13 protein-coding genes are annotated in these 11,793 nt (G+C 71.3%); 10 read left to right on the top strand and 3 right to left on the bottom strand.

What is annotated here, in order from left to right; translation table 11 throughout:
• Positions 1-362: 362 nt before the first annotated feature.
• The 3 genes from Raf01_RS36195 to Raf01_RS36185 all read left to right on the top strand — a co-directional run bounded on the left by Raf01_RS36195 (position 363) and on the right by Raf01_RS36185 (position 3,539).
• The gene (locus tag Raf01_RS36195; protein WP_203922602.1) at positions 363-1,298 is read left to right on the top strand and encodes a hypothetical protein; all 936 of its coding nucleotides are present in this window, start codon (positions 363-365) and stop codon (positions 1,296-1,298) included.
• 145 nt (positions 1,299-1,443) lie between these two features.
• Entirely contained in the window at positions 1,444-2,325 is an 882-nt protein-coding gene (locus tag Raf01_RS36190; protein WP_203922601.1) for a polysaccharide deacetylase family protein, read from the top strand.
• Positions 2,322-3,539: a YncE family protein gene (locus Raf01_RS36185; protein ID WP_203922600.1), complete on the top strand. Its 1,218-nt coding sequence runs from the start codon at positions 2,322-2,324 to the stop codon at positions 3,537-3,539. The genes Raf01_RS36190 and Raf01_RS36185 overlap by 4 nt, the downstream gene beginning before the upstream one ends.
• A gap of 28 nt (positions 3,540-3,567) precedes the next feature.
• Here Raf01_RS36185 and Raf01_RS36180 read toward each other — a convergent pair whose 3' ends face one another.
• The 3 genes from Raf01_RS36180 to Raf01_RS36170 all read right to left on the bottom strand — a co-directional run bounded on the left by Raf01_RS36180 (position 3,568) and on the right by Raf01_RS36170 (position 5,629).
• Positions 3,568-3,957, bottom strand: coding sequence for a DUF2267 domain-containing protein (locus Raf01_RS36180; RefSeq protein WP_203922599.1), 390 nt, complete (start codon positions 3,955-3,957; stop codon positions 3,568-3,570).
• Between the two features lie 23 nt (positions 3,958-3,980).
• Complete coding sequence (locus tag Raf01_RS36175) at positions 3,981-4,184, bottom strand: hypothetical protein (protein ID WP_203922598.1); 204 nt, start codon at positions 4,182-4,184, stop codon at positions 3,981-3,983.
• Between the two features lie 227 nt (positions 4,185-4,411).
• A complete protein-coding gene (locus Raf01_RS36170; RefSeq protein ID WP_203922597.1) occupies positions 4,412-5,629 on the bottom strand; it encodes a thiolase family protein in 1,218 nt (405 codons plus the stop codon).
• 301 nt (positions 5,630-5,930) lie between these two features.
• Between Raf01_RS36170 and Raf01_RS36165 the strand changes: the two genes are divergently transcribed.
• Genes Raf01_RS36165 through pcaC form a run of 7 tightly spaced genes read left to right on the top strand, consistent with a single transcriptional unit; the run spans position 5,931 to position 11,586 of the window.
• Entirely contained in the window at positions 5,931-6,758 is an 828-nt protein-coding gene (locus Raf01_RS36165) for a CoA transferase subunit A (protein WP_203922596.1), read from the top strand.
• Positions 6,755-7,525, top strand: coding sequence for a CoA-transferase subunit beta (locus Raf01_RS36160; protein WP_239134242.1), 771 nt, complete (start codon positions 6,755-6,757; stop codon positions 7,523-7,525). Before Raf01_RS36165 ends, Raf01_RS36160 begins: the two co-directional genes overlap by 4 nt.
• Before the next feature lie 2 nt (positions 7,526-7,527).
• Positions 7,528-8,253, top strand: a complete 726-nt coding sequence (pcaH, locus tag Raf01_RS36155) for a protocatechuate 3,4-dioxygenase subunit beta (RefSeq protein ID WP_203922594.1) — start codon at positions 7,528-7,530, stop codon at positions 8,251-8,253.
• A complete protein-coding gene (gene pcaG / locus Raf01_RS36150; RefSeq protein WP_203922593.1) occupies positions 8,253-8,972 on the top strand; it encodes a protocatechuate 3,4-dioxygenase subunit alpha in 720 nt (239 codons plus the stop codon). The genes pcaH and pcaG overlap by 1 nt, the downstream gene beginning before the upstream one ends.
• The gene (gene pcaB / locus Raf01_RS36145) at positions 8,947-10,422 is read left to right on the top strand and encodes a 3-carboxy-cis,cis-muconate cycloisomerase (RefSeq protein ID WP_203922592.1); all 1,476 of its coding nucleotides are present in this window, start codon (positions 8,947-8,949) and stop codon (positions 10,420-10,422) included. The genes pcaG and pcaB overlap by 26 nt, the downstream gene beginning before the upstream one ends.
• On the top strand, positions 10,419-11,207 hold the full coding sequence (pcaD, locus tag Raf01_RS36140) for a 3-oxoadipate enol-lactonase (RefSeq protein WP_203922591.1): 789 nt from the start codon (positions 10,419-10,421) through the stop codon (positions 11,205-11,207). Before pcaB ends, pcaD begins: the two co-directional genes overlap by 4 nt.
• Positions 11,197-11,586, top strand: coding sequence for a 4-carboxymuconolactone decarboxylase (gene pcaC / locus Raf01_RS36135; RefSeq protein WP_203922590.1), 390 nt, complete (start codon positions 11,197-11,199; stop codon positions 11,584-11,586). The genes pcaD and pcaC overlap by 11 nt, the downstream gene beginning before the upstream one ends.
• Positions 11,587-11,793 lie beyond the last annotated feature (207 nt).

Here is an 11,793-nt window from a genome sequence, read left to right as displayed (position 1 = left end):
AAACATGATCAACCTCCGGGGGAACCCCACGCGTACCGCCCATCACCGGCGCACGCGACGCCGCAGGCGGAAGTGAAGCGCTGAGTCGATGCCTCTTGGCCTGTCAGTGGTCGGCGTGGGCGACGCACAAGGCTCGGGCAGGCGCACTGCCCGTTCCGATGCTACCCCGGCCCAGCACCGACTTCCCCCTGCCAACGCGGCCCGCCGGTCCGGGGTCACTGCTGGTGGCGAGTCGCCACTCCAGGCTCGGAGCAGACACGGTGAAGCGGCGGACCGGCCGCAGCGGCGGCTATCATCGCGACAGGGCAGTGCGCTGCCCGGAAACCTCCCATCAGCGGGTGCGTAGGCCCGCGGAGGACGAAATGGTGGACAAACCTCGCCGCAAGCCGACACCGGACCGGGCACGCAAGCGCGCCATCCGGGCGCAGGCCGCCCGTACCGGCGTGTCCTACCTGGTCGCCGCGCGCCAGCTGGGCGCCGGGGCCGGCGAACGCCCGTCGGGTAACGACCCGTATGCCGGGATGCCGGCCAGTCGCGGTCGCACGGTCTATCCGGCCGGTTCGGACAACCATCGACGGTGGCTCGTCGAGTGCCGGGGGCGCCGTGATTTCGCTCAGCGCGTACAGGACGCTCGGCTGGCCGCCGACCTGCCTCACGGCCGGGCCCGGCACCTGACCGACCGGTTCCCGCCCACCCGTGGGGAGGACGGCTCCGGCGCCGGCTCGCTGTACCACGGCGCCGGGCGCTGCACCGCGGTCGCGTCGCTGTACCTGGTGGTCGCGCACGAGCGGCCCGACCTCGTACCGTCGGCGGGCGAGCTGGCCTGGGCGGCCGAGCTCGGCGAGGAGACCGCGATCGACACCGCCTGCGCCGGGCTGGACCGGGCCGCCCGGCGGCTGCTCGACGGCGGCCCGCTCCCGACCCGTACGCCGGGTGACCTGTACCCGCGGATCGAGGCGGCCTCCGCCGCACTGGCCTCTTCCCTGATCGGTGCCGACGGCACGGTACGGATCCCGGGCCGGGACGCGTTCACCGGTGCCCGGCAGATCCTGGACGCGGTGCTCGTGGTGGCCGACGACGGGCACGCCCCCGGCACCCGGGTACGGATGCTCGGCGGCCCGCACACCGGTGCGACCGGCACGATCGTCGGGGCGTTCTGGGAGTCGTCCGGGCCGCCCAGCCGCTACGAGGTCCGGCCAGACGGCCAGCCGTCCGGTGTCGTGATGCTGCCCGGCGAGCTGTGGGTGTTGTCCCGCGACGAGCTGACCGCGGAGGCGGCCGACACGCCGGTGAGCTGAGCGAGCTTGGCGCGACCGGGTGCGACAACCGGTAACGTAAAGTCACCGGGTCATCGACGGCCCGGGTCGGCCACGGACACCCCCTCCCCGCCGAACGCGCACGCCGACGCGCGCGCGACCGCGACGGCAGGGACCGGGGGACACGGTGCGACAGGACGAGGCTTCGCCGCCCCAACCACCGGATCCGGCAGCCTCGCTCGACCGTCGCGGCGCGCTCAGGGCGGCGGTACTCGCTCTCGCCGCGGCCTCGGTGACCGGGTGCGAGCCGCACGGGCACAACCGTCTCGCGTCCGTCGACGGCGCGACCACGACCAGACCCGAGGGCGCGTCCGGCTCGAAGTCCCGGCCGCGTCCGTCGGCGGAGCCCGCCCCGCGTGCGAGTGGGCCGCAGACGAGTGCGCCGCGGGCGAGTGGCTTGCCCACCCTGCCGCCCGAGATCACCAATGGGCCCCGGGACCGTTCGGCCATTGCGCTGACGTTTCACGGCCAGGGCGATCCGGCACAGGTCCGGGCACTGCTCGGGGAGCTGGAGCGGGGCGGCGCCCGGGCCACCGTACTGGCCGTGGGCAGTTGGCTCGCGGATACGCCGGAGACCGCGAGGCGGATCCTCGACGGCGGCCATGAGCTGGGCAACCACACCCAGAACCACGGCGACCTGGCGAGCATGAGCGCGGACGAGGCGTTCGCCGAGATCGACGCGTGCGCGACCGTGCTGAAACGACTGACCGGATCCATCGGTACCTGGTTCCGCCCGTCGATGACGCAGTACTCCACGGCGACCATCCGGGCCCAGGCCGCCCGGGCCGGGTACGCCACCTGCCTGTCCTATGACCTCGACTCGCTGGACAACACGGATCCCGGAGCGGAGGCGGTCGCCCGTACCGTGTCGGACTCGGTACGGGGCGGGTCGATCGTCAGCATGCACTGCGGCCACGACGGCACAGTGGCCGCGATCCCCGCGATCCTCGAACGGCTCCGGCAGCTGAAGTTGCGACCGGTGACGATGACCGAACTGGTAGGCCCATGAATCGCAGCTCCCGATACCTGAAGTTCGGCGCCGTCGCGCTCGGCACCAGCCTGGTCCTCGCCGCCGCCTGTACCGACCGGAGCGCCACACCGCAGGCACAGCACCGGATGCCGGACATGCCGATGCCCACCCGGGGATCACCCCATCCGGTGGAGACCGCGGGCACCAACACCGCCGTCGGGGCGCCGTTGCCGGGCATGCCGCCGCTGCTGGACCCGAACGACCTGTACGCGGCGGACCGGCCCGGCAACCTGTCCGACGCGGTCAAGAACGACCCGTTCCGGGTCTACGTACCCAACAACGGCAGCGACACGGTGTCCGTGATCGACCCGACCACGTACAAGGTGATCGACACCGTACGCGTGCCGCACAGCCCGGAGCACGTGGTGCCGTCCTGGGACCTGCGTACCCTGTGGGTCAACAGCGACCAGGGCAACGCCGTGACCCCCATCGACCCGGCCACCGGCAAGTTCGGCGACCCGGTGCCGGTCGACGACCCGTACAACCTCTACTTCACCCCGGACGGCAAGTACGCGGTGGTGATGGCCGAGGCGGCGCACCAGATCGTGTTCCGCGACCCGCACACCATGGCTCCGGTCAAGACGATCGACGTGACCTGCGACGGGGTGAACCACGCCGACTTCTCCGCCGACGGCCGGTACCTGATCGCGAGCTGCGAGTTCTCCGGCGAGCTGCTCAAGGTGGATGTGGCCAACCAGAAGATCATCGGTCAGCAGCGCCTCCCGGGCGAGAACCCGATGCCGCAGGACGTGAAGGTATCCCCGGACGGAAAGACCTGGTACGTCGCGGACATGCAGTCCAGCGGCCTGTGGGTGCTGGACGGTGACACGTTCGGCAAGCCGACCTTCCTGCCCACCGGTCAGGGAGCGCACGGCCTGTACATCAGCCGGGACTCCACCAAGATGTACATCACCAACCGGGGCGAGGGCTCCGTCTCGGTACTGGACTTCGCGACCGGCAAGCTGACGGCGAAGTGGCAGATCCCCGGCGGGGGCAGCCCGGACATGGGCGGCCTGTCCCCCGACGGCACCGTGCTGTGGCTGTCCGGCCGGTACAACTCGGTGGTTTACGCGCTGAGCACCGACGACGGCCACCTGATCGCGAAGATCCCGGTTGGCTCGGAACCGCACGGACTGTGCGTGTGGCCACAGCCGGGCCGGTACTCGCTGGGCCATACCGGAATCCTGCGCTGAACTCGAACGGCCCGGGATACACCGGCCGCTAGCCGCTGATCGCGGACTGGCCGAACAGCACCGCGTACCCGGACGGAAGCTGGGTGAGTACGTCGTTGACCTCACCGCCGCTGACCGCGTCGGCCACCGTGCTCAGCACCGCACTCGCGTCCCACTGCGCCGTACGCTGGCTGGCCCCGGTCACCTCGGCGATCCGGCGCAGGAACTCGTGCACGTTGAACGTCTCCGGTTCGCCCGAGAAGCCGGTCAGGATTCCGGCCACCTCCTCGGGTAGCTGAGCGGCGAGGTCGTCGGCCTCCTGCCCGGTGAGCCGGCCGGCGAGGATCCGCAGCACCACCAGCGTGGTGAACTCAGCCTCGTGCCGGTCTGCGTACTCGCCGCGGTCCCGAACCTGGGCGAGAAACTGGTCGTATTGCATGTCTGCCTCTCAGGGTCGATGACTCAGGACGGTGGCCGCGGATCGTCACTCAGATCTGGATCCGGTGGAGTCCGGTCGGGCCGGTGCCCCGCGCTCGCACTCGACGTCTCGGGGCCAAATGCCTCCAGGATGTCTTCCCGGGTCATCGGGTCGGTGTCTTCCAGCGCTGCGGACGGCCGGTTGCGACCATGGGTGCCGCTCTTGCCGCGGCTGAAGTCCCTGCTCATGTCTCCCCCTCGCTGGATAGTCCGCGCGGGCGATGCCCGGATGGGGGCGTCATCGCACGCCCGGCTACCGCTCCTGGGCCATGTTTCGGGAAGGCGGGGTGATGTCTCATCGCCTGTGTGAGGTGAACCGGAAGGTGCCGCCGGTTCGCGCCGGGGACCGGCCGGAAAGAAGCCGGCCGACCGGCGTTAAACGCCGATCGGCCGGTGAGAAAGAAGGCGGATCTGGGTCAGCGCTCGACCAGCAGCGCGGCCCCCTGACCCACCCCCACGCACAGCGTCGCCAGGCCGCGCCGGACGTCGCCCCGCTCCATCCGGCCCAACAGCGTCACCATCAGGCGAGCGCCGGAGCAGCCGAGCGGGTGCCCGAGCGCGATCGCACCGCCGTCGGCGTTGACCCGGTCCTCGTCCAGCTTCAGCCGCCGGATCACCGCCAGGCTCTGCGCGGCGAACGCCTCGTTCAGCTCCACCGTCTCCAGGTCTGCCACCTGCCACCCGGCCCGGGCCAGCACCTTCTCGGTGGCCGGTACCGGACCGAGGCCCATCAGGTTGGGCGCCACGCCGGCGCTGGCCGACGCGACCACCCGGCCCCGGGCACGCAGGCCGTAACGCTGTACGGCGCGCTCGCTGGCCACCAGGATGGCCGCGGCACCGTCGGACAGCGGCGAGGACGAGCCCGCCGTGACCACGCCTCCGGCGCGGAACACCGGACGCAGCTTGCCCAGCTTCTCCAGCGTCGTGTCGCGCCGCGGGCCCTCGTCGACGCTGACCGTCGTGTCCTTCACGGGTACCGGCACGATCTCGCCGCTGAAGTGACCCGCGTCGGCGGCCGCGACCGCACGCTGGTGACTGCGCAGCGCGAACGCGTCCGAGTCGGCACGGGTGATCCCGTCGAGTACGGCGACCTCTTCGGCGGTCTCCCCCATCGACAGGGTCAGCTTCATCGTCTCCGGGCCCGAGTCGGCCGGTACCGCGGCGTCGGCGGCGGCGAAGCGGGGGTTGGTGAAGCGCCAGCCGAGCGAGGTGTCGTGCACCTCGCCGGGGCGGGCCCACGGGGTGCCCGGCTTGGCCATCACCCAGGGCGCCCGGGTCATCGACTCGACCCCGCCGGCCACCACCAGGTCGGCCTCGCCGGACCGGACCATCTGCGCGGCCGTCGCGACCGCGGTCAGCCCGCTGGCACACAGCCGGTTGACGGTGAAGCCCGGCACGGTCTCCGGCAGCCCGGCCAGCAGCACGGCCATCCGCGCCACGTTCCGGTTGTCCTCGCCGGCCTGATTGGCCGCCCCGAGGATCACCTCGTCGATCGCGTCTGCCGGTGCGCCGCTGCGGCGCACCACCTCACCCACGACGAGAGCGGCGAGGTCGTCCGGCCGTACCGTGGACAGCGCACCTCCGTACCGACCCTGCGGAGTGCGGACACCATCGACGAGGAATGCTTCAGTCACGGCAAGGCTCCAGGATCATTCACAGCGGCCGGCGACCACCGGCTGGAAAGTCCAGCGTACTGGCGGGGTGGCTCCGGTTTGAATGTGATAAGTGCGTCGTTGACCGGTCCCCTCCGCGCTCGATAGTGTCGTTCGACATACGGATTTGTGTTCGCAATGCGAACGCCGCCGAAGGCGGTGGGCGCCTCGAAACAGGGCGAACGCCGAAGGGCGGTGGGCGCCTCGGAAACGGGGCGAACGTCGTCGAAGGTAGGCGAGCGCCCTGAGAGCGGAGCGAACACGTTCTGGAAGCGGAGGGACAATGGCCCGAATAGCCTCGCTCGCCCAGGCGGTCTCCGAGGTTGTTCACGACGGGGATACGGTCGCGTTCGAGGGCTTCACCCATCTGATCCCGTTCGCCGCCGGGCACGAGGTGATCCGGCAGCGCCGCCGCGGACTGACCCTGGTCCGGATGACCCCGGACCTCATCTACGACCAGCTCATCGGGGCCGGCTGCGCCACCCGCCTGGTCTTCTCCTGGGGCGGCAACCCCGGAGTCGGTTCGCTGCACCGGTTCCGTGACGCGGTCTCCAACGACTGGCCGGTTCACCTGGAACTCGAAGAGCACAGCCACGCGGGCATGGCCAACCGGTACGTGGCCGGCGCGTCCGGGCTTCCGTTCGCGGTGATGCGCGGGTACGTCGGCACCGACCTGCCCGGCCAGACGTCCAACATCGCGCCGATCACCTGCCCGTTCACCGGCGAGGTGCTGACCGCGGTACCGGCCCTGAAGCTGGACGCCGCCGTCATCCACGCCCAGCGGGCCGACCGGCAGGGCAATGTTCAGCTCTGGGGCATCACCGGGGTGCAGAAGGAGGCCGTGCTGTGCGCCTCGCGGTCACTGGTGACCGTCGAGGAGATCGTCGACGAACTCGATCCTCGCCCCGGCGCGATCGTGCTGCCGACCTGGGCGGTCGACTACGTCGCGGTCGCGCCCGGCGGCGCCCACCCGTCGTACGCCCAGGGATATTCGGTACGGGACAACGACTATTACCGGGCATGGGACGAGATCGGCCGGGACCGCGAGGAGTTCAACCGATGGCTGGACAACCACATCTTCAACCCGGCGCCGGGCGAGGTGCGGGCGTGAGCCCTCAAGCGTGGAGCTCCGACGAGATGATGACGGTCGCCGCGGCCCGTGCGCTGCGCGACGGCGACGTCTGCTTCGTCGGCATCGGACTGCCCAGTACCGCGGCAAACCTGGCCCGGCGCACCCACGCGCCCGGACTTGTGCTGGTGTACGAGTCCGGAACCCTGGGCGCCAAGCCGGACCGCCTTCCACTGTCCATTGGGGACGGAATCCTCGCCGACACCGCGGACGCGGTGATCAGCGTGCCGGAGGTGTTCAACTACTGGCTCCAGCCCGGCCGCATCGACATCGGGTTCCTCGGCGCCGCCCAGATCGACAGGTACGCCAACGTGAACACCACCGTCATCGGTGACGACTACCGCCGGCCGAAGGTCCGGCTGCCCGGCGCGGGTGGGGCGCCGGAGATCGCGGCGAACTGCCGGGAGGTCATCGTCGTGGTACGGCAGTCCACCCGCGCCTTCGTCGAGCGGGTCGACTTCGTCACCTCGGTCGGCTTCGGGCGCGGCAAGGGCGACCGGGAGCGGTTGGGGCTGCGCGGCGGCGGCCCGCGGACCGTCATCACCGATCTCGGTGTGCTGCAGCCGGACCCGGAAACCTGTGAGCTCGTTGTCACGGCACTGCATCCCGGCGTCGGCATCGATGAGGTACGCGCCCGCACCGGCTGGCCGGTACGGGTCGCCGAGTCGTTGCGGCAGACCGATCCGCCCACCCCGTCGGAGTTGGCCGCCCTGCGCCGGCTCCGGCAACAGACCGAACAGCAGGAGTAGCCATGCCAGACGCGACCGACCTCCGGCTTCCGTACTACCCGCCCGACCACGGCTCCCATCCGGAACCGGGTTTCGCGGGCTACCACTCGACCCGGCTGCGTACCCCGCACCGGCCGCTGCGACCGCTGCCGCAGGGGCTGACCGAGGTCACCGGGCCGGTGTTCGGCCACGACCGGGTCGGCGAGCTGGACGCGGACCTGACCCGCCAGCACGCGGGCGAGCCGCTGGGCGAGCGCATCGTGCTGCACGGCCGGATCCTGGACGGCAACGGCCGCCCGGTACCCGACACGCTCGTCGAGCTGTGGCAGGCCAACGCCGCCGGCCGGTACCGGCACGAGGGCGACCAGCACGACGCGCCGCTGGATCCGAACTTCGACGGCGGCGGCCGGTGCGTGACCGACAGCCAGGGCAACTACAGGTTCATCACCATCAAGCCCGGCGCGTACCCGTGGCGCAACCACAGCAACGCGTGGCGTCCGGCCCACATCCACTTCTCGCTGTTCGGTCAGGCGTTCACCCAGCGACTGGTCACCCAGATGTACTTCCCGGGCGACCCGCTGTTCGGCCAGGACCCCATCTTCAACTCGGTCCGCGACGAGGCTGCCCGCCAGCGGATGATCTGCGACTTCGACCTGGGCAGCACGGTCCCCGAGTGGGCGCTGGGGTACCGGTTCGACATCGTGCTGCGCGGCCCACAGGCTGCCGTGTTCGAGGACGAGGAGCACTGATGGGCACCGTTCAGCCGACCACGCCGTCACAGACCGTCGGCCCGTTCTTCGCGCTGCCCGGCGCGCTGCCGTGGAGCGACGGCCCGTTGGTGGTACCCGAGGGCACGCCGGGCGCCATCCGGATCAGCGGGCGGGTGTTCGACGGCGACGGGGCTCCGGTGCCGGACGCGCTCATCGAGACATGGCAGGCCGACCCGGACGGCCGGTTCAGCCACCCGGACGACCCGCGCGGACCGTCGATCCCGCGCCAGGCGACCGCCGACGCGGCGGACCGGGTGGCCGGCAACGGCGCCGGTCGAGGTGCGGGCTCCGCCGGTTCGGCGGCCGGCCGCGACGCCGACCCCGCGGCGGGCGGTGCCGGTGCGGCCGGCTGGGCCCTCGGTCACGGCCCCGGCTTTCGTGGTCTGGGGCGCTGCCCCACCGACACCGACGGGCGCTACTGGTTTCTGACCCTCAAGCCCGGTCCGGTACCCGCGCCCGGAAACGGCCTCCAGGCGCCGCACATCGACGTGTCCGTCCTCGCCCGCGGCATGCTAAACCGCGTGGTCACCCGGATCTACTTCCCCGACGAGACGACGACCAACGAACACGACCCGGTACTGTCCACAATAGACGAACCGGGGCAGCGGGCCACCCTGGTCGCGGTCGCCGAGGACGGCGGCCTGCGCTTCGACATCCACCTCCAGGGCTCCGATGAGACCGTCTTCTTCGACGTCTGACAACGCCGAAACGCCAGACGGCGACGGCGACGCTGAGACGCGCGACGGCGACGCTGAGACGCCCGGTGGCGGCGGCGACGCTGAGGCACCTGGCGGCGACCTGTTCGATTCGCTGTTCGGCACCCCGGCCGTGGAGCGTGAACTCGACGGCCGGGCGTGGCTTGCCGCCATGCTCGACTTCGAACGGGCACTGGCCCGGGCACAGTGCCGGGCCGGCCTGGTACCCGAGGCCGCCGCCCACGCGATCGACGAGGCCACCCGGACGGTTCGCCCGGACCCGGTCGACATCGGCCGGCGGGCACGCGCCAGCGGCACACCGGTGGTACCGCTGCTCGCCGAACTCGGTCGCGCGCTGCCCGTCGAGGCAACCTCGTACCTGCACCTCGGCGCGACCAGTCAAGACGTGGTGGACACCGCCGCCGTACTCGTCGCGAACCGTTGCCTGGCACCGATCCTGGCCGACCTGCGCGACGTCGCGGCGCACTGCGCCCGGCTCGCCGCACAGCACCGGGACACCCTGATGGCCGGCCGGACCCTGAGCCAGCACGCGCTGCCGATCACCTTCGGGCTGACCTGCGCCGGCTGGCTCGTCGCGGTCGACGAGGGCATCGCCGCGCTCGCCCGGGTGCGGGAGCACAGCCTCGCCGTGCAGTACGGCGGCGCCGCCGGTACCCTGGCCGCGCTCGGCGACCGGGGCGTACCCGTACTCCGGCTGCTCGCCGACGAACTCGGGCTCGTCGAGCCCATCCTGCCGTGGCACACCGACCGCACCCGGATCGCCGAACTGGCCGGCGCGCTGGGCACGGTGTCCGGGACGCTGGCCACCATCGCGCTGGACCTCACCCTGCTCGCCCAGACCGAAGTCAGCGAGGTCGCCGAGGCCACCGGTGGCGCCTCGTCGGCCATGCCGCACAAGCAGAATCCGGTCCGCAGCGTGCTGGTCACGGCCGCCACCAAGCAGGTACCGGGGCTGGTCGCTACGCTGCTGGCCACCATGGCGCAGGAGCACCAGCGGGCCACCGGCGCCTGGCACGCGCAGTGGCAACCACTTGCCGACCTGCTGCGACTGGTCGGCGCGGCCGCCGCCGGTACCGCCGACGTGCTCGCCGGGCTGCGCGTCGATGCCACCCGGATGCGCCACAACCTGGAAGCGACCCGGGGCCTGCCGATGGGCGAGAACGTCGCCGCGAAACTGGCCCCGGCGCTGGGCCGCGACGCCGCACACGAGCTGGTGGCCCGGGTGTGCCGGGACGCTGTCGCCGGTGACCGGTCCCTTCGCGATGCGCTGCACGACGACCCCGGGGTACGGTCACACCTGAGCCCGGAACAGATCGACGAGGCGGTGGAGCCGGCCACGTACCTGGGCTGTTCGTCCGCGTTCATCGACCGGGCGCTGGCCGCGCACTCCGCCGTCCGAGGCACGGGCACAGATCGGGGAGGCGAGACATGAGAGTCGAGCTGCGGCACGAACTGACCGGACGCCCGGGCGCACCGGTGCTGGTCCTGGGCAACTCGCTGGGCACCACCCGGGAACTGTGGCAGCCCCAGCTTGCCGCGTTCGAGGAACACTTCCTCGTGCTGCGGTACGAGCACCGGGGTCACGACGGCTCACCCGCGCCCTCCGGACCGTACACAGTGGACGACCTCGGCGGTGACGTTCTGTCCCTGCTGGACCGGCTCGGCCTGGCCCAGGTCTGCTACGCCGGCGTCTCGATCGGCGGCATGGTCGGCATGTGGCTGGCCGCGCACGCCCCCGACCGGATCGACCGGCTCGCATTGTGCTGCACCACCGCCCGGTTCGACTCCCCCGACCCCTACCTTGAGCGGGCAGATCAGGTGCGACGTGAGGGCATCGGGGCGCTCGCCGAACAGGTGGTGTCCCGCTGGTTCACGCCGTCGTTCCTGTCCCGGGAGAGCGCGACCGTGAAACGCTTCCAGCAGACCGTGTCCGCCTGCAGTAACGAGGGCTACGCCGGCTGCTGCGAAGCGCTCGCGGCAATGGATCTGCTGCCGGCACTGCCGTCCATCACCGCGTCGACTCTGGTGATCGCGGGCGAAGACGATCCGGCCACCCCGCCGCGATACGGGCAGGCGATCGCCGACGCGATCCCGGGCGCCACACTTCAGCTGGTACCGGATGCCGCGCACCTGGCCAACGTCGAACAGGCCGACCGGGTCACCGCCCTGCTGGTCGAACACCTTGTCGGGAAAGGGGATCCGGGCAATGTCCTATGAGGACGGCATGGCGGTCCGCCGGCAGGTGCTCGGCGACCAGCACGTGGACCGGGCGGTGGCTAACACCACCGAGCTCACGGCCGACTTCCAGGACTTCATCACCCGCTACGCGTGGGGTGAGATCTGGACCCGGCCGGGCCTGGACCGGCGGGTGCGCAGCTGCATCACGCTGGCCATGCTGGCCACCCTGCATCACGACGGCGAGTTGGCGATGCACATCCGCGGGGCGCTGAACAACGGGCTGACCCGCGACGAGATCAAAGAGGTACTGCTCCAGGTCGCCGTGTATGCCGGGGTACCGGCGGCGAACCGCGCGTTCGCGGTGGCGGCGCAGACGTTCGCAGCGATCGACGAGCAGTCCGGCGAGCCGGCACGCTGATCTTGGGACGGCGAAGCTGACACAAAAAGCTAGACCCGCTGGTCCACATGTGTGGGGCGGGTCCGCTCGACAACCATAGCCCAATTCCCGTTACCTCACAGCGCGTTGCGGTGGATGAAATGGTCGGGTCGAGGCCCGGACAGGCAGCGAACGCTATGCGATCCAGCACATCGACGAGCGCGTTCCGCGAGTGTCCATCATGGAGCG

It is taken from the genome of Rugosimonospora africana, assembly GCF_016862975.1.
In the GTDB taxonomy this organism is placed as follows: Bacteria; Actinomycetota; Actinomycetes; order Mycobacteriales; family Micromonosporaceae; genus Rugosimonospora; species Rugosimonospora africana.
This window is presented reverse-complemented; position numbering and strand designations above follow the sequence as displayed.

What these genes read in the sequence shown, in the direction of transcription:
- Raf01_RS36175 (WP_203922598.1), bottom strand. Translation starts at nt 4,184, where the DNA reads ATGAGCAGGGACTTCAGCCGCGGCAAGAGCGGCACCCATGGTCGCAAC.
- Raf01_RS36165 (WP_203922596.1), top strand. Translation starts at nt 5,931, where the DNA reads ATGGCCCGAATAGCCTCGCTCGCCCAGGCGGTCTCCGAGGTTGTTCAC.
- Raf01_RS36185 (WP_203922600.1), top strand. Translation starts at nt 2,322, where the DNA reads ATGAATCGCAGCTCCCGATACCTGAAGTTCGGCGCCGTCGCGCTCGGC.
- Raf01_RS36195 (WP_203922602.1), top strand. Translation starts at nt 363, where the DNA reads ATGGTGGACAAACCTCGCCGCAAGCCGACACCGGACCGGGCACGCAAG.
- pcaB (WP_203922592.1), top strand. Translation starts at nt 8,947, where the DNA reads ATGAGACCGTCTTCTTCGACGTCTGACAACGCCGAAACGCCAGACGGC.
- pcaH (WP_203922594.1), top strand. Translation starts at nt 7,528, where the DNA reads ATGCCAGACGCGACCGACCTCCGGCTTCCGTACTACCCGCCCGACCAC.
- pcaC (WP_203922590.1), top strand. Translation starts at nt 11,197, where the DNA reads ATGTCCTATGAGGACGGCATGGCGGTCCGCCGGCAGGTGCTCGGCGAC.
- pcaG (WP_203922593.1), top strand. Translation starts at nt 8,253, where the DNA reads ATGGGCACCGTTCAGCCGACCACGCCGTCACAGACCGTCGGCCCGTTC.
- Raf01_RS36180 (WP_203922599.1), bottom strand. Translation starts at nt 3,957, where the DNA reads ATGCAATACGACCAGTTTCTCGCCCAGGTTCGGGACCGCGGCGAGTAC.
- pcaD (WP_203922591.1), top strand. Translation starts at nt 10,419, where the DNA reads ATGAGAGTCGAGCTGCGGCACGAACTGACCGGACGCCCGGGCGCACCG.